Origin of the sequence: Anaeromicrobium sediminis, from assembly GCF_002270055.1 — a bacterium.
Classification (GTDB): domain Bacteria; phylum Bacillota; class Clostridia; order Peptostreptococcales; family Thermotaleaceae; genus Anaeromicrobium; species Anaeromicrobium sediminis.
On sequence record NZ_NIBG01000018.1, the window covers coordinates 1 to 13714 of the forward strand.

General features: G+C 36.0%; 28 protein-coding genes. All 28 read left to right on the forward strand.

The features are described from left to right. Positions 1-370: 370 nt before the first annotated feature. The 28 genes from rpsJ to rpsM all read left to right on the forward strand — a co-directional run bounded on the left by rpsJ (position 371) and on the right by rpsM (position 13704). Positions 371-691, forward strand: coding sequence for a 30S ribosomal protein S10 (gene rpsJ / locus CCE28_RS16170; RefSeq protein WP_095134775.1), 321 nt, complete (start codon positions 371-373; stop codon positions 689-691). Positions 692-796: 105 nt separating this feature from the next. Continuing rightward, positions 797-1426 carry a 50S ribosomal protein L3 gene (gene rplC / locus CCE28_RS16175; RefSeq protein WP_095134776.1) on the forward strand — a complete coding sequence of 210 codons (630 nt, stop codon included), beginning with the start codon at positions 797-799 and terminating at the stop codon, positions 1424-1426. A 30-nt stretch (positions 1427-1456) separates the two neighbouring features. Next, positions 1457-2080 carry a 50S ribosomal protein L4 gene (rplD, locus tag CCE28_RS16180; protein ID WP_095134777.1) on the forward strand — a complete coding sequence of 208 codons (624 nt, stop codon included), beginning with the start codon at positions 1457-1459 and terminating at the stop codon, positions 2078-2080. After that, positions 2080-2373, forward strand: coding sequence for a 50S ribosomal protein L23 (gene rplW / locus CCE28_RS16185; RefSeq protein ID WP_095134778.1), 294 nt, complete (start codon positions 2080-2082; stop codon positions 2371-2373). The genes rplD and rplW overlap by 1 nt, the downstream gene beginning before the upstream one ends. Before the next feature lie 33 nt (positions 2374-2406). Further along, complete coding sequence (gene rplB / locus CCE28_RS16190) at positions 2407-3240, forward strand: 50S ribosomal protein L2 (protein WP_095134779.1); 834 nt, start codon at positions 2407-2409, stop codon at positions 3238-3240. Positions 3241-3320: 80 nt separating this feature from the next. After that, positions 3321-3605: a 30S ribosomal protein S19 gene (gene rpsS, locus CCE28_RS16195; protein ID WP_095134780.1), complete on the forward strand. Its 285-nt coding sequence runs from the start codon at positions 3321-3323 to the stop codon at positions 3603-3605. A 23-nt stretch (positions 3606-3628) separates the two neighbouring features. After that, positions 3629-3964 carry a 50S ribosomal protein L22 gene (gene rplV, locus CCE28_RS16200; RefSeq protein WP_095134781.1) on the forward strand — a complete coding sequence of 112 codons (336 nt, stop codon included), beginning with the start codon at positions 3629-3631 and terminating at the stop codon, positions 3962-3964. Positions 3965-3980: 16 nt separating this feature from the next. Beyond that, positions 3981-4781 (forward strand): 30S ribosomal protein S3, encoded by an 801-nt coding sequence (gene rpsC, locus CCE28_RS16205; RefSeq protein WP_095134782.1) that lies wholly within the window; start codon positions 3981-3983, stop codon positions 4779-4781. A gap of 30 nt (positions 4782-4811) precedes the next feature. Continuing rightward, positions 4812-5252: a 50S ribosomal protein L16 gene (gene rplP / locus CCE28_RS16210; protein ID WP_095134783.1), complete on the forward strand. Its 441-nt coding sequence runs from the start codon at positions 4812-4814 to the stop codon at positions 5250-5252. Then, positions 5242-5442, forward strand: coding sequence for a 50S ribosomal protein L29 (gene rpmC / locus CCE28_RS16215; RefSeq protein ID WP_095134784.1), 201 nt, complete (start codon positions 5242-5244; stop codon positions 5440-5442). The genes rplP and rpmC overlap by 11 nt, the downstream gene beginning before the upstream one ends. Before the next feature lie 30 nt (positions 5443-5472). Next, a complete protein-coding gene (gene rpsQ / locus CCE28_RS16220; RefSeq protein ID WP_095134785.1) occupies positions 5473-5727 on the forward strand; it encodes a 30S ribosomal protein S17 in 255 nt (84 codons plus the stop codon). Positions 5728-5753: 26 nt separating this feature from the next. Then, positions 5754-6122, forward strand: coding sequence for a 50S ribosomal protein L14 (gene rplN / locus CCE28_RS16225; RefSeq protein ID WP_095134786.1), 369 nt, complete (start codon positions 5754-5756; stop codon positions 6120-6122). Between the two features lie 18 nt (positions 6123-6140). Beyond that, positions 6141-6446, forward strand: coding sequence for a 50S ribosomal protein L24 (gene rplX, locus CCE28_RS16230; RefSeq protein WP_095134787.1), 306 nt, complete (start codon positions 6141-6143; stop codon positions 6444-6446). Between the two features lie 29 nt (positions 6447-6475). Then, the gene (gene rplE / locus CCE28_RS16235; protein WP_095134788.1) at positions 6476-7018 is read left to right on the forward strand and encodes a 50S ribosomal protein L5; all 543 of its coding nucleotides are present in this window, start codon (positions 6476-6478) and stop codon (positions 7016-7018) included. A 15-nt stretch (positions 7019-7033) separates the two neighbouring features. Then, positions 7034-7219, forward strand: a complete 186-nt coding sequence (locus tag CCE28_RS16240; RefSeq protein ID WP_095134789.1) for a type Z 30S ribosomal protein S14 — start codon at positions 7034-7036, stop codon at positions 7217-7219. A 25-nt stretch (positions 7220-7244) separates the two neighbouring features. Beyond that, positions 7245-7643, forward strand: a complete 399-nt coding sequence (gene rpsH / locus CCE28_RS16245; RefSeq protein WP_095134790.1) for a 30S ribosomal protein S8 — start codon at positions 7245-7247, stop codon at positions 7641-7643. 30 nt (positions 7644-7673) lie between these two features. Then, positions 7674-8213 carry a 50S ribosomal protein L6 gene (rplF, locus tag CCE28_RS16250; protein WP_095134791.1) on the forward strand — a complete coding sequence of 180 codons (540 nt, stop codon included), beginning with the start codon at positions 7674-7676 and terminating at the stop codon, positions 8211-8213. A gap of 17 nt (positions 8214-8230) precedes the next feature. Continuing rightward, a complete protein-coding gene (gene rplR / locus CCE28_RS16255) occupies positions 8231-8587 on the forward strand; it encodes a 50S ribosomal protein L18 (protein WP_095134792.1) in 357 nt (118 codons plus the stop codon). A gap of 16 nt (positions 8588-8603) precedes the next feature. Next, positions 8604-9110 carry a 30S ribosomal protein S5 gene (gene rpsE, locus CCE28_RS16260; RefSeq protein ID WP_095134793.1) on the forward strand — a complete coding sequence of 169 codons (507 nt, stop codon included), beginning with the start codon at positions 8604-8606 and terminating at the stop codon, positions 9108-9110. Between the two features lie 14 nt (positions 9111-9124). Further along, positions 9125-9307, forward strand: coding sequence for a 50S ribosomal protein L30 (gene rpmD, locus CCE28_RS16265; RefSeq protein ID WP_095134794.1), 183 nt, complete (start codon positions 9125-9127; stop codon positions 9305-9307). Between the two features lie 18 nt (positions 9308-9325). Further along, the gene (rplO, locus tag CCE28_RS16270; protein WP_095134795.1) at positions 9326-9766 is read left to right on the forward strand and encodes a 50S ribosomal protein L15; all 441 of its coding nucleotides are present in this window, start codon (positions 9326-9328) and stop codon (positions 9764-9766) included. 1 nt (position 9767) lies between these two features. Continuing rightward, positions 9768-11045 carry a preprotein translocase subunit SecY gene (secY, locus tag CCE28_RS16275; RefSeq protein ID WP_095134796.1) on the forward strand — a complete coding sequence of 426 codons (1278 nt, stop codon included), beginning with the start codon at positions 9768-9770 and terminating at the stop codon, positions 11043-11045. A gap of 56 nt (positions 11046-11101) precedes the next feature. Further along, positions 11102-11746: an adenylate kinase gene (locus CCE28_RS16280; RefSeq protein WP_095134797.1), complete on the forward strand. Its 645-nt coding sequence runs from the start codon at positions 11102-11104 to the stop codon at positions 11744-11746. 2 nt (positions 11747-11748) lie between these two features. Then, the gene (map, locus tag CCE28_RS16285; RefSeq protein ID WP_095134798.1) at positions 11749-12495 is read left to right on the forward strand and encodes a type I methionyl aminopeptidase; all 747 of its coding nucleotides are present in this window, start codon (positions 11749-11751) and stop codon (positions 12493-12495) included. Positions 12496-12516: 21 nt separating this feature from the next. Continuing rightward, on the forward strand, positions 12517-12795 hold the full coding sequence (locus tag CCE28_RS16290) for a KOW domain-containing RNA-binding protein (protein ID WP_207652916.1): 279 nt from the start codon (positions 12517-12519) through the stop codon (positions 12793-12795). Positions 12796-12823: 28 nt separating this feature from the next. Then, the gene (infA, locus tag CCE28_RS16295) at positions 12824-13048 is read left to right on the forward strand and encodes a translation initiation factor IF-1 (protein ID WP_095134799.1); all 225 of its coding nucleotides are present in this window, start codon (positions 12824-12826) and stop codon (positions 13046-13048) included. 17 nt (positions 13049-13065) lie between these two features. Further along, complete coding sequence (gene rpmJ, locus CCE28_RS16300) at positions 13066-13179, forward strand: 50S ribosomal protein L36 (protein ID WP_029267374.1); 114 nt, start codon at positions 13066-13068, stop codon at positions 13177-13179. Between the two features lie 153 nt (positions 13180-13332). Continuing rightward, a complete protein-coding gene (gene rpsM, locus CCE28_RS16305; RefSeq protein WP_095134800.1) occupies positions 13333-13704 on the forward strand; it encodes a 30S ribosomal protein S13 in 372 nt (123 codons plus the stop codon). Positions 13705-13714: the final 10 nt, after the last annotated feature.

Consider the following 13714-nt stretch of genomic DNA (forward strand, 5'->3'; position numbering starts at 1 on the left):
TTGGAGCAGGAGTAGTTGCTACAATTATTGAGTAATCAATCATTTAGATTTTAACAATATAGCCGAGTTTAACTCGGCTATATTTTAAAAATTTTTTATAACTTAAAAAAAGTTAAATAAGTACTTGCCAAAATCAAAAAGATGCACTATACTATAATAGTGTGTTTGCAGGACTGCAATGAAATGAAAGGTTGCCTGCTAATAATGAGGGGAAATTTTCATGGAGAATGTCCGTTCAATGAAATGGGCGACAGGATTTCGTGAGCTCTTCGTTTCTTTAAAAGAATAAGAAACACCTGGGAGAGTGTACCGAGGTTCTCGTTGTACGTTTTGAGCAAAAAATGCGTGCGATGAAAAGGAGGGAAATAACATGGCAAACAGCAAGGGAAAGCAAAAAATCAGAATCAGATTAAAAGCATATGATCACAAAATATTAGATCAATCTGCTGAGAAGATTGTTGAAACAGCTAAGAAGACAGGTGCTGAGGTATCTGGTCCAGTGCCACTACCAACAGAAAAGCAAATTATTACTATTTTAAGAGCTGTTCATAAGTACAAAGACTCTAGAGAGCAATTTGAACAAAGAACTCACAAGAGATTAATTGATATTTTAAGCCCAACACCTAAGACTGTAGACTCTTTAATGAGATTAGATTTACCAGCTGGTGTTGATATTGAAATAAAATTATAGTAAAAGTGTGAATACTAAGATATAGGTTTATATAGATTTGCCTCTACTTAGTATGATTGCATGAAAAGGTGTAATCCGCTGTAAGAAAACTAGGAGGTGTAACAAATGAAACAAATTTTAGGAAGAAAATTAGGAATGACTCAAATCTTCACAGAAGAAGGAGTTGTAATTCCTGTAACAGTTGTTGAAGCTGGTCCAGTTCATGTTACTCAGGTAAAGACTGTTGAAGCTGATGGTTACAACGCTATTCAAATTGGATTTGAAGAGAAGAAAGAAAAGAAAGCTATAAAGCCAGAAAAAGGACACTTTGAGAAGGCTGGAGTAGCTGTTAAGAGTGTTGTAAGAGAAGTTAGAGTTGATGATGTAACAGGATATGAAATAGGACAAGAAATCAAAGCTGATATCTTCGAAGCTGGAGCTAAGATTGACGTAGTTGGAACTTCTAAAGGTAAAGGAACACAAGGTCCAATTAAGAGACATAACCAATCAAGAGGACCTATGAGTCATGGTTCTAAGTACCACAGAGGACCAGGATCATTAGGAGCAGGTTCGTCTCCATCAAGAGTATTCAAAGGCATGAAAATGGCTGGAAGAATGGGAAATGAACGTGTTACTGTTCAAAATTTAGAAGTGGCTAAAGTGGATGTTGAAAGAAATCTAATTTTAGTTAAAGGTGCAATTCCAGGACCTAAAGGTGGAGTTGTGACAATAAAAGAAAGCGTAAAAGCTAAGTAATAAATCTGGCTACAGAAGGGAGGAATTAAAATGCCAAAGGTTGATATAATCAATGTTTCAGGTCAACAAGTAGGTGATGTTGAATTAAGTGAAAACATCTTCGGAGCTGAAATAAATGCAAGTGTATTACATGAGGTTGTTAAGAACTACTTAGCAAACCAAAGACAAGGTACTCAATCTGCTAAGACTAGAGCGGAAGTTAGAGGTGGCGGAAGAAAGCCTTGGAGACAAAAAGGAACTGGTAGAGCTCGTCAAGGAAGTACTAGATCTCCTCAATGGGTTGGTGGTGGAGTTGTATTCGCACCAAAGCCAAGAGATTACAGATATACATTACCTAAGAAAGTTAAGCGTCTTGCAATGAAGTCTGCTTTAAGTTCTAAGGTTAAAGAAAATGAAATGATAGTTTTAGATGAGTTAGCATTAGAAACATTTAAGACTAAAGATATGATTAACATTTTATCAAATGTTAAAGCTGGCAAGAAGGCATTAATCGTATTACCAGAAGTGGACGAAAAGGTAATCAAATCTGCTAGCAACATTCCTGGAGTGACTACTACAATAGTAGGAGCATTAAACGTATATGATATCTTAAATCATAACAACTTCATTGTTACTAAAGAAGCTGTTGCAAAGATAGAGGAGGTGTACGCATAATGAGAACTCCATATGATGTAATTAAAAAGCCTGTTATCAGTGAAAAAAGTATGGATGGCATGGCAGATAGAAAGTATACTTTTGAAGTAGACATGAGAGCTAACAAAACAGAAGTAAAGCAAGCTGTTGAGGCTGTATTCGGAGTTAAAGTTGCTAAAGTTAATCTTATTAAGGTAGTTGGTAAGGTTAAGAGACAGGGTAAATACATTGGTAAGAGAGCTGACAGAAAGAAGGCTGTTATTACATTGACTCAAGATAGTAATGGAATTGAATTCTTCGAAAGCATGATGTAATAGTAAACCGTTAAGAAAAAGGAGGGAAAAAGCATGGGTATCAAAAGTTTTAGACCGACTTCTCCAGCGGTAAGACATATGACTGTTTCAACTTTTGAAGAAATAACTAAAAAAGAGCCAGAAAAGTCATTGTTAGTACCACTTAAGAAAACTGCTGGAAGAAATGCACATGGTAAGATCACAGTTCGTCATAAAGGTGGCGGAGCTAAAAGAAAATATAGAATTATAGATTTCAAGAGAAATAAAGATGGTATCCCTGCAAAGGTAACTGCAATTGAGTATGATCCAAATAGAAGTGCTAACATTGCATTATTAACATATGCAGATGGAGAAAAGAGATATATCGTTGCTCCAAACAAGTTAGTAGTAGGAAGCACAATAGTATCTGGACCAGAAGCAGATATCAAAGTAGGAAATGCATTACCACTTAAAAATATACCAGTAGGTACAATTATCCATAATATCGAAATGAAGCCAGGAAAGGGAGCTCAGTTAGTAAGATCAGCTGGAAACTCTGCTCAATTAATGGCTAAGGAAGATAAATATGCGCAAGTAAGATTACCATCCGGTGAAGTTAGATATATTAGCGTTAATTGTAAAGCTACAATAGGTCAAGTAGGAAACTTAGACCATGAAAACATCACAATCGGTAAAGCTGGACGTAAGAGACATATGGGTATCAGACCTACAGTTAGAGGTTCTGTAATGAATCCTAATGATCATCCACACGGTGGTGGTGAAGGTAGATCACCTATCGGTAGACCTTCTCCTGTTACTCCTTGGGGTAAACCAGCTCTTGGATATAAGACAAGAAAGAAAAACAAAGCTTCTGATAAATTTATCGTTAAGAAAAGAAATCAAAAGTAATAGAGGGAAAGAGGTCATGGAAAGATGGACCTTGGCCTCATAGTCCTCGGTTTATATAGATACCGAAGGGAGGATTAACAATGGGTAGATCACTTAAAAAGGGACCTTTTGTAGAAGTAAAACTTTTAAAGAGAATAGAAGAAATGAATGCGGCTGGCGACAAGAAAGTAATAAAGACTTGGTCAAGAGCATCGACTATATTCCCACAAATGGTTGGGCATACTATTGCAGTTTATGATGGAAGAAAGCACGTTCCTGTATATGTTACAGAGGATATGGTTGGACACAAATTAGGAGAATTTGCTCCAACTAGAACTTTCAGAGGACACGCTGGTGATGAGAAATCATCAAAAGTTAGAAGATAGATAAACGGAAGGAGGTTATCCAAGTGGAAGCTAGAGCTATAGCAAAATATGTACGTATATCTCCAAGAAAATTAAAGCCTATTACGGACATGGTTAGAGGCATGAATGCTGATGAGGCATTAGCAGTTTTAGAATATACACCAAGAGCTGGTGCTGCTGTACTTGCTAAGGTTATTAAGTCAGCTAAGGCAAATGCTGAGAATAACCACGAAATGGATGCAGATAAATTATATGTAGCTGCAGTTAACGCTAACCAAGGACCTACAATGAAGAGATGGAGAGCAGGTTCTATGGGACGTGGAATGAGAATATTAAAGAGAAGTAGTCACATAGATGTTGTATTAAAAGAAAGAGCTTAAAAAGGAGGGATAACGCATGGGTCAAAAGGTAAATCCAAACGGATTAAGAGTTGGAGTTATTAAGGACTGGGACTCAAAGTGGTATGCGGATAAGAAAAACTTTGCAGACCTTTTAATCGAAGATAACAAGATTCGTAAGTTTGTAAAAAACAAACTTTATACATCTGGAATTTCTAAAGTTGTAATCGAAAGAGCAGCTAATAACAAGGTTAAAGTAAATATTTTCACAGCTAAGCCGGGAATGGTTATCGGAAAAGGCGGTTCTGGAGTAGAAACTTTAAGAAAAGATATTGAGAAGTTAGTTAACAAGTCTAGCGAAGGAAAAACAGTTTTCATTAATGTTAACGAAGTAAGAAGATCAGAAAAAGATGCTCAATTAGTAGCAGAAAACGTAGCATTCTCATTAGAGAGAAGAGTATCTTTCAGAAGAGCTATGAAGCAAGCTATTCAAAGAGCTATGAGAGCTGGAGTACCAGGTATCAAGGTGATGGTATCAGGAAGACTTGGTGGAGCTGAAATGGCTAGAAATGAAATGTACCATGAAGGAAATGTTCCTCTACACACAATTAGAGCTAACATTGACTATGGATTTGCGGAAGCAAATACAACTTACGGAAAAATAGGTGTTAAAGTTTGGATAAATCATGGAGAAGTTCTTCCTCAAACTGCTGAAGAAGTAAAAGCACAAAGAAGAGCTAACAGAAGCAAAGACTTTAACAGAGACAATAGAAAGCCAAGAAATGACAAAAGAAATAACAGAAACGATAAAAGAAATAACTTCAAGAGAAGAGAAAATAACGGACAACAAAACAAGTAAATTTGAAGCTAGGGAAGGAGGATACAGACGATGTTAATGCCTAAAAGAGTTAAGCGTCGTAGAGTGCACAGAGGCAGAATGACAGGTGTTGCGCAAAGAGGTAATAAAGTAACATACGGTGATTTTGGAATAATGGCATTAGAACCGGCATGGATTACGTCAAGACAAATAGAAGCTGCCAGAGTTGCTATGACGAGATACATTAAAAGAGGGGGAAAAGTTTGGATTAAAATATTCCCTCATAAGCCAGTAACACAAAAACCTGCAGAAACTCGTATGGGTGCTGGTAAAGGTTCACCAGAATATTGGGTTGCAGTTGTAAAGCCAGGTAGAATTATGTTTGAATTAGCAGGAGTTCCAGAGGATACAGCTAGAGAAGCTATGAGACTTGCTATAAACAAATTACCTATAAAGTGTAAATTTGTGACACGTCAAGAATTGGAAAAGGGTGGTGAAGCTAATGAAAGCTAATAAGCTTCATGATATGACTGTACAAGAGTTAAATGGTAAGTTAATAGAGCTAAAAAATGAGTTATTTAACTTAAGATTCCAATTAGCTACAGGTCAATTAGAGAATCCTATGAAAGTTAAATCTGTTCGTAAGGAGATTGCTCGTACTAAGACCATCCTTAGAGAAAAAGAACTAAATATGGAAAAGTAATTATAGATAGTCGAAAGGAGGGCTTAACTCGTGGAAAGAAATAGAAGAAAGACTAGAGTAGGTCGTGTAGTAAGTGACAAGATGGAGAAAACTATCACTGTTGCAGTAGAAGATTTCGTACGTCACCCAATATACGGAAAAGCCGTTAAAAGAACTAAGAAGTTCAAAGCTCATGACGAAAATAACCAATGTAATATTGGAGATAGAGTAAGAATTATGGAAACTAGACCATTAAGCAAAGATAAGAGATGGAGATTAGTTGAAATTATGGAGAGAGCTAAGTAAGTTAAAAGCGGAGGGAGGTATACCATATGATACAACAAGAAACTCGCTTAAAAGTTGCAGATAACTCAGGTGCTAAGGAATTACTATGCATTAGAGTTTTAGGTGGATCAAAGCGTAAGTACGCTAACATAGGTGATGTAATTGTTTGTGCCGTTAAACATGCAACACCAGGCGGAGTTGTTAAAAAAGGTCAAGTAGTTAAGGCTGTAGTTGTTAGAACAGTAAGTGGAGCTAGAAGAAACGACGGAAGTTATATAAAATTTGATGAGAATGCAGCGGTTGTAATCAAAGAAGATAAGAACCCTGTAGGAACTCGTATTTTCGGACCGGTAGCAAGAGAGTTAAGAGAAAAAGATTTTATGAAAATCGTTTCACTTGCACCAGAAGTATTATAGTTCGAGGAGGTGTAATAGATGCACGTTAAAAAAGGTGATACAGTAGTTGTTATTACTGGAAAAGATAAAGGTAAAAAGGGAAAAGTATTAGAAGCTCTTCCTAAGAAAAGCAGAGTAATCGTTGAAGGTGTTAACATTCAAAAGAAACACCAAAAGCCAAATGCTAAGGTTCAGCAAGGTGGAATCATGGAACAACCTGGAGCAATTCACGTATCTAACGTAATGCTTTGGGATGAAAAGGCAAAAGCTCCTACAAGAGTAGGATTTAAAATAGAAAACGGAAAAAAAGTAAGAGTATCTAAAAAGTCCGGAGAGATTATATAATACTAAGTAGTTGAAGGGAGGTTAACGAGATGACAGCTAGATTAAAGGAAAAGTATAAAAATGAATCTACTAAAGCATTAATGGAGAAGTTCAACTACTCTAATGTTATGGAATTACCAAAAGTAGAAAAAATAGTAATCAACATGGGTTTAGGAGAAGCTAAAGACAACTCTAAGATTATGGAAGTTGCTGTAGAGGAATTAGCTACTATAGCGGGACAAAAGCCAGTTATAACTAGAGCTAAGAAATCTGTTGCCAACTTTAAAATTAGAGCAGGTATGCCAATTGGAGCGAAAGTAACTTTAAGAGGCCAAAAAATGTATGAGTTCATGGATAGATTATTCAATGTAGCGTTACCAAGACTTAGAGACTTCAAAGGTGTTAAGAAGAACGCATTTGATGGAAGAGGTAACTATGCATTAGGACTTAAGGAGCAATTAATATTCCCTGAAATAGAATATGATAAGGTTGATAAAGTAAGAGGAATGGACATTATATTTGTAACGACTGCCAACACTGATGAAGAATCTCGTGAGTTATTACAATCATTAGGAATGCCATTCGCTAAATAGTTAGGAGGGAACACTGTGGCTAGAAAAGCTCTTGTAGTTAAACAGCAAAGAAAGCAAAAGTACTCAACAAGAGAATACAATAGATGTAGAATATGCGGAAGACCACATGCTTATTTAAGAAAATTTGGTATTTGCCGTATTTGCTTTAGAGAATTAGCTTATAAAGGTGAAATACCAGGAGTAAGAAAAGCAAGCTGGTAGGAATATAGGGAAGGAGGTACACACCATGACTATGACAGATCCAATCGCGGATATGCTGACTCGTATTAGAAATGCTAACGTTGTTAAACATGATACTGTTGACGTTCCAGCTTCTAAGATGAAGAAGGCTGTTGCTGAAATATTATTAAATGAAGGTTTCATCAAAGGATATGATGTAATCGAAGACGGATTACAAGGAATTGTAAGAATCCAAATGAAGTACGGACCACAAGGTGAAAAAGTTGTAAGTGGATTAAAGAAAATATCAAAGCCAGGATTAAGAGTATATGCTAAGAAAGATCAAATACCAAAGGTATTAGGAGGGCTAGGAATCGCAATCCTTTCTACTTCTAATGGTATTATTACAGATAAACAAGCTAGAAAATTAGGAACTGGTGGAGAAGTTATCTGCTACGTTTGGTAATAGATATCTTTAGGTATAGGAGGTGCAGCAATGTCAAGAATAGGTAAACAGCCGATTACTATCCCAGCAGGTGTAGAAATTACAGTAAGCGACAAGAATCTTGTTACTGTAAAAGGACCTAAGGGAGAATTATCTGAGCAAATTAATGAAGCTATTAAGATTAATATAGAAGAAAATACTGTAACTGTTGAGAGACCAACAAACAACAAAGTACACAGATCATTACACGGACTTAGCCGTACGTTAATTAGTAACATGGTGACTGGTGTAACTAAAGGATACGAAAAGAAGTTACAAATTGTTGGAGTTGGATACCGTGTTGCAAAACAAGGTAAGAAATTAAACTTATCTTTAGGTTTCTCTCATCCTGTAGAAATGGTAGATCCAGAAGGTCTTACTACAGAAGTTAACGGAACTAACGAGATTATCGTAAAAGGAATAAACAAGCAAGCTGTAGGAAACTACGCTGCTAAGATTAGAGCTTGGAGAGAGCCTGAGCCATACAAGGGTAAGGGAATCAAGTATGCGGATGAAGTAATTCGTCGTAAGGAAGGTAAAACAGGTAAATAGGAAAGGAGTGAAATAAAGTGAGCAAGAATAAAATTCGTCAAACAAGACATGCCAGAGTACGTAAGAAAGTATCTGGAACTCCTGAACGACCAAGATTAAATGTATTTAGAAGTTTAAACAACGTTTACGCTCAAGTTATTGATGATGTAGCTGGAAACACTTTAGCTTCTGCTTCTACTTTAGATAAAGAAATTAAAGAAAAAGTAGCTAACACTGCTAATAAAGAAGCTGCTAAACTAGTTGGAGAATTAGTTGCAAAGAGAGCTATCGAAAAGGGAATCAAAGAAGTAGTTTTCGATAGAGGTGGATACATTTATCACGGAAGAGTTAAAGAACTAGCTGAAGGTGCAAGAGAGGCTGGACTACAATTCTAGTAAAGGAGGGAAAAGAATGCGCCGTCAAATGATAGATGCGAGCAATTTAGACTTACAAGAAAAAGTTATCAACATAAGCCGTGTAACTAAGGTTGTTAAAGGTGGTAGAACTTTCAGATTCAGTGCTACTGTAGTAGTTGGAGATGGAAACGGTCATGTTGGTATGGGTACTGGAAAAGCACAAGAAATTCCAGAAGCCGTAAGAAAGGCTATTGAAGCTGCTAAGAAGAATTTAATCTTTGTTCCTAGAGTTGGAACAACGATTCCACATAGAATAAGAGGTATATTCGGAGCTGGAAATGTTTTATTAATGCCAGCTGGAGAAGGTACAGGAGTTATCGCTGGAGGACCAGTACGTGCAGTATTAGAATTAGCAGGAATTAAAGACGTAAGAGCTAAGTCTTTAGGAACTAACAATTCTAGAAACATGGTAAATGCTACTATGGCTGGATTAAAAGAATTAAAGTCTGCTGAACAAGTTGCTAAGCTTAGAGGTAAGACTGTAGAAGAATTATTAGGTTAGAGGAGGGGAAGACCTTGGCTAAAATGTTAAAAATAACATTAGTAAAGAGTACTATCGGGTCCAAGCCTCAACATAGAAAGAACATAGAAGCGCTAGGACTAAGAAAATTACATCAAACGGTTGAAAAACCAGATAATCCTCAAATGAGAGGTATGATTGCGAAAGTAGATCACTTAGTAAAAGTTGAAGAAATATAGAACTAAGGAGGTGTAACCATGAAGCTACATGAATTAAAACCAGCACAGGGTTCCACTAAGAACAGAAAGAGACTTGGAAGAGGTACTGCCACAGGACAAGGTAAAACAGCTGGACGTGGTCAAGACGGACAAAAGTCTCGTAGCGGTGGAAACATCAAGGCTGGGTTCGAAGGTGGACAAATGCCTTTATATAGAAGACTACCGAAGAGAGGTTTCACTAACCCATTCAAGAAGGTTTGGGCTATTATAAACGTTGAGACTCTTAATAAGTTCGAAGAAGGAACTATCGTAACTCCAGAATTATTATTAGAAACTGGTACAATCAGCAAGGTTGTAGATGGTGTTAAGGTTCTAGGAGATGGAAACTTAGAAAAGAAAATAGAAGTACGTGCTCATAAATTCAGTAAGTCTGCAATCGAAAAGATTGAAGCTGCTGGAGGAAAGGCAGAGGTGATCTAGATTGCTTACTACCCTAAAGAATGCTTGGAAAATTCCTGATTTAAGAAGAAGAATAGTATTTACTCTAATGATGCTACTTGTATTTAGATTAGGTTCTGTTATACCAGTTCCTGGTATGAAAGTAGAAGTAATTCAGCAAATGTTTGGAAACTCTGAGAGTGGATTGTTTGATTTATTCAATCTGTTCTCAGGTGGTGCTTTCGGTAAATTTACAATATTTGCTTTAAGTATTACTCCATACATTACAGCATCTATTATAATGCAACTTTTAACCATAGCTATACCGAGTCTTGAAGTATTAGCTAGAGAAGGCGAAGAAGGAAGAAAGAAAATTGCTCAGTATACTAGATACGGAACTGTAATATTAGCTTTAGTTCAAGCTACAGGAGTTAGTGTTGGTCTATTTAGACAAGCATTAATTGATACTAGTTTCTGGTCTGTTGCTGTAGTAGTTGTTACTTTAACAGCTGGAACTGCGTTCTTAATGTGGTTAGGAGAACAAATAACTGAAAATGGCATTGGTAATGGTATTTCTTTAATTATCTTTACTGGTATAGTTTCTAGAATTCCATTAGGAATAGCTCAAACATATGCTAAGTGGGATGCCAATGAAATTTCCATAATTTCTTTAGTAATATTTGCTGTATTAGCAGTATTCGTTATAGCAGGAGTAGTAGCAATTCAACAGGGAACTAGAAAGATCCCAGTACAATATGCAAAGAGAGTTGTTGGCAGAAAAATGTACGGAGGTCATTCAACTCATATACCATTAAAAGTAAATCAATCAGGAGTTATCCCAGTAATTTTTGCTGTATCATTACTACAATTTCCACTAACGTTAACTTATTTTTTCCAAGGTGGAGCTTTTAGTGCGTTTGTGCAAAAATGGTTATCTCCAGCGGGTTCGCCTGGTGTGTGGATATACTCAGTTTTAAATATATTATTAATCATATTCTTCACATACTTCTATACGGCTGTTACATTCAACCCTGTAGAAGTTGCAGATAATATGAAAAAGCAAGGTGGATTTATTCCAGGTATTAGACCAGGAAAGCCTACTGCTGAGTACTTAAATAGAGTGTTAACAAGAATCACTTTAGCAGGAGCTATTTTCCTTGCAGTTATAGCAGTAATGCCTACATTAGTTATGCAGTTTACAAATTTCAATATGCAATTTGGTGGAACTTCATTATTAATCGTAGTTGGTGTTGCTTTAGAAACTAGTAAACAAATAGAAAACCAAATGATGATGAGACATTATCAAGGTTTCTTAAAATAAGGAAGATACAATGGGGATGTCTCCCCATGTAACTTCAATTCTAGGAGATGATGTTTGTGAGACTAATATTATTAGGACCTCCAGGTGCAGGAAAAGGAACGCAGGCTGCAGGCATAGTCGAAAAATATAATGTACCACATATATCTACTGGAGATATTTTCCGAAAGAATATAAAAGAGAAAACAGATCTAGGTGTAAAAGCCAAAGAATATATAGATAAAGGTCTACTAGTTCCTGATGAAATAGTAGTAGCAATTGTTAAAGACCGACTAGAAGAAGCGGATTGTAAAGAAGGGTTCTTACTTGATGGATTCCCAAGAACGGTAAATCAAGCTGGAGCTTTAGATGAAGCACTTACTAATATGGAGGTTAGCTTAAATAAAGTAGTTAACATCAACGTAGATAAGGAAGTGTTAGTTGGAAGAGCTGTAGGTAGAAGAATCTGTAAAGAATGTGGAGCTACATTCCATATTGAATTCAATCCATCTAAAGAAGAAGGTGTATGTGACAAGTGTGGCGGAGCGCTTTATCAAAGAGCTGATGATACGGCAGAAACTGTATCTAAGAGAATTGAGGTTTACATCAATGAAACTCAGCCACTAATTGACTATTATAAAGACAAAGGCATACTAGTAACTATTGATGGCCAACAGGACATTAATAAGGTATTTGATGATATAGTAAAGGCTTTAGGAGCTTAGATATGATTATTATAAAATCAAAAAAGGAAATTGAGTATATGAAGGAAGCGGGTAAAATCGTAGCATATACTCATGAACTTTTAAGAGAGTATATAAAGCCTGGTATTACTACTAAAGAATTAGATCATATTGCAGAAAATGAAATTCGAAAGCATGGCGCCATACCGGCTTTCAAAGGATATCATGGATTTCCAGCAACTATTTGCGCATCTATAAATGAAGAAGTAGTTCACGGAATACCTGGATTAAAAACTTTAGAAGATGGCGATATTATAAGTATAGATATTGGTGCTGTTATTAATGGTTACTATGGTGATGCGGCAAGAACACATGCAGTCGGAAATGTAAGTGAAGAAGCTTCTAGGCTGATTCAAGTTACAAAACAAAGCTTTTATGAAGGTTTGAAGTTCTGTAAAGAAGGCTATAGATTATCTGATATTTCCCATGCTGTTCAAAAGTATGTGGAGGAAAATGGATTTTCAGTGGTGAGAGACTTTGTAGGACATGGAATCGGTCAAAATATGCATGAGGACCCTCAAATTCCTAACTATGGATTACCAGGGAAAGGGCCAAGATTAAAATCAGGAATGGTTTTAGCTATTGAGCCTATGGTAAATATGGGATCATATCATGTAAAAACTTTGTTAGACAACTGGACTGTAGTTACTATAGATGGTAAGTATTCTGCCCATTATGAACATTCAGTAGCTATAACAGAAGATGAACCAATAATATTAACCACTATTTAAAGTCAGGTAGGTGAGAGCATCATGAATAAAATTGATGAACTTTCCGTGGGTCAAATAGTTAAGTCAAAAGCTGGAAGAGACAAGGATAGAAACTTCATTGTAATCAAGAAAGTTGACTGTCAATATGTACTAATAGCAGATGGCGATTTGCGAAAAGTAGATAACTTAAAAAGGAAAAAGGTTAGGCACTTATTAATATATAATTTAATAAGTGAAGAAGTCAGAAAAAGAGTTCTAAATGACGACAAAATAACTAATTTGCTTTTACGCAAAGAACTTGAGAAACTGGGTCTAAATTGATTCAGAAAATAGGAGGTAGAAAGTTCCTATGGCTAAAAGCGATGTAATAGAAGTGCAAGGTACGGTTGTTGAAGCTTTACCTAATGCTATGTTCAAAGTAAAATTAGAAAATGGCCATGAAATATTGGCTCATATTTCGGGAAAATTAAGAATGAATTTCATCAGAATTTTACCTGGTGATACTGTTACTATAGAATTGTCACCTTATGACCTGACAAGAGGAAGAATTACCTGGAGAGGCAAGGGTAAGTAATCTAAGGAGGGATAACAGTGAAGGTAAGAGCGTCAGTTAAGCCTATTTGTGAAAAATGTAAGATCATAAAGAGAAAAGGTAAAGTAATGGTAATTTGTGAAAACCCAAAACATAAACAAAAACAAGGTTAATAGTAGCAAATTACAATAATAATTGATATAATAGTAAAAGTGTTTAGTTAGGATATAAGTGCGGCTGATGTTTGGCAAGGTCCAAATTTACTTATGCTTAATTAATATAGAAGCCTTTTTAAGGAGTATAACATATTTAGGAGGTGTAACATAATGGCAAGAATCGCAGGTGTTGACTTACCAAGAGACAAGAGAGTCGAAATTGGATTAACATACATTTATGGTATAGGAAGAAATTTATCTAATGATATTTTAGAAGCTGCTGGAATCAATGCTAATACAAGAGTTAGAGACTTAACTGAAGAAGAAGTAGGTAAGTTAAGACAAATCATTGATAATGAATATACAGTTGAAGGTGATTTAAGAAGAGAAATCTCTTTAAATATTAAGAGATTACAAGAAATCGGATGCCAAAGAGGAATCCGTCATAGAAAAGGTCTTCCAGTGAGAGGTCAAAAGACTAAGACTAATGCAAGAACTAGAAAAGGACCTAAGAGAGCTGTAAGCCGTAAGAAGAAGAAGTAGGAAAAGGAGG

What these genes read in the sequence shown, in the direction of transcription:
- rpsM (WP_095134800.1), top strand. Translation starts at nt 13,333, where the DNA reads ATGGCAAGAATCGCAGGTGTTGACTTACCAAGAGACAAGAGAGTCGAA.
- map (WP_095134798.1), top strand. Translation starts at nt 11,749, where the DNA reads ATGATTATTATAAAATCAAAAAAGGAAATTGAGTATATGAAGGAAGCG.
- rpsH (WP_095134790.1), top strand. Translation starts at nt 7,245, where the DNA reads ATGACTATGACAGATCCAATCGCGGATATGCTGACTCGTATTAGAAAT.
- rplD (WP_095134777.1), top strand. Translation starts at nt 1,457, where the DNA reads ATGCCAAAGGTTGATATAATCAATGTTTCAGGTCAACAAGTAGGTGAT.
- rpsE (WP_095134793.1), top strand. Translation starts at nt 8,604, where the DNA reads ATGCGCCGTCAAATGATAGATGCGAGCAATTTAGACTTACAAGAAAAA.
- rplB (WP_095134779.1), top strand. Translation starts at nt 2,407, where the DNA reads ATGGGTATCAAAAGTTTTAGACCGACTTCTCCAGCGGTAAGACATATG.
- rpsJ (WP_095134775.1), top strand. Translation starts at nt 371, where the DNA reads ATGGCAAACAGCAAGGGAAAGCAAAAAATCAGAATCAGATTAAAAGCA.
- rplO (WP_095134795.1), top strand. Translation starts at nt 9,326, where the DNA reads ATGAAGCTACATGAATTAAAACCAGCACAGGGTTCCACTAAGAACAGA.
- rplX (WP_095134787.1), top strand. Translation starts at nt 6,141, where the DNA reads ATGCACGTTAAAAAAGGTGATACAGTAGTTGTTATTACTGGAAAAGAT.
- CCE28_RS16290 (WP_207652916.1), top strand. Translation starts at nt 12,517, where the DNA reads ATGAATAAAATTGATGAACTTTCCGTGGGTCAAATAGTTAAGTCAAAA.
- rpsS (WP_095134780.1), top strand. Translation starts at nt 3,321, where the DNA reads ATGGGTAGATCACTTAAAAAGGGACCTTTTGTAGAAGTAAAACTTTTA.
- rplC (WP_095134776.1), top strand. Translation starts at nt 797, where the DNA reads ATGAAACAAATTTTAGGAAGAAAATTAGGAATGACTCAAATCTTCACA.
- infA (WP_095134799.1), top strand. Translation starts at nt 12,824, where the DNA reads ATGGCTAAAAGCGATGTAATAGAAGTGCAAGGTACGGTTGTTGAAGCT.
- rplP (WP_095134783.1), top strand. Translation starts at nt 4,812, where the DNA reads ATGTTAATGCCTAAAAGAGTTAAGCGTCGTAGAGTGCACAGAGGCAGA.
- rpsC (WP_095134782.1), top strand. Translation starts at nt 3,981, where the DNA reads ATGGGTCAAAAGGTAAATCCAAACGGATTAAGAGTTGGAGTTATTAAG.
- rplE (WP_095134788.1), top strand. Translation starts at nt 6,476, where the DNA reads ATGACAGCTAGATTAAAGGAAAAGTATAAAAATGAATCTACTAAAGCA.
- rpmC (WP_095134784.1), top strand. Translation starts at nt 5,242, where the DNA reads ATGAAAGCTAATAAGCTTCATGATATGACTGTACAAGAGTTAAATGGT.
- rplN (WP_095134786.1), top strand. Translation starts at nt 5,754, where the DNA reads ATGATACAACAAGAAACTCGCTTAAAAGTTGCAGATAACTCAGGTGCT.
- rplW (WP_095134778.1), top strand. Translation starts at nt 2,080, where the DNA reads ATGAGAACTCCATATGATGTAATTAAAAAGCCTGTTATCAGTGAAAAA.
- rplF (WP_095134791.1), top strand. Translation starts at nt 7,674, where the DNA reads ATGTCAAGAATAGGTAAACAGCCGATTACTATCCCAGCAGGTGTAGAA.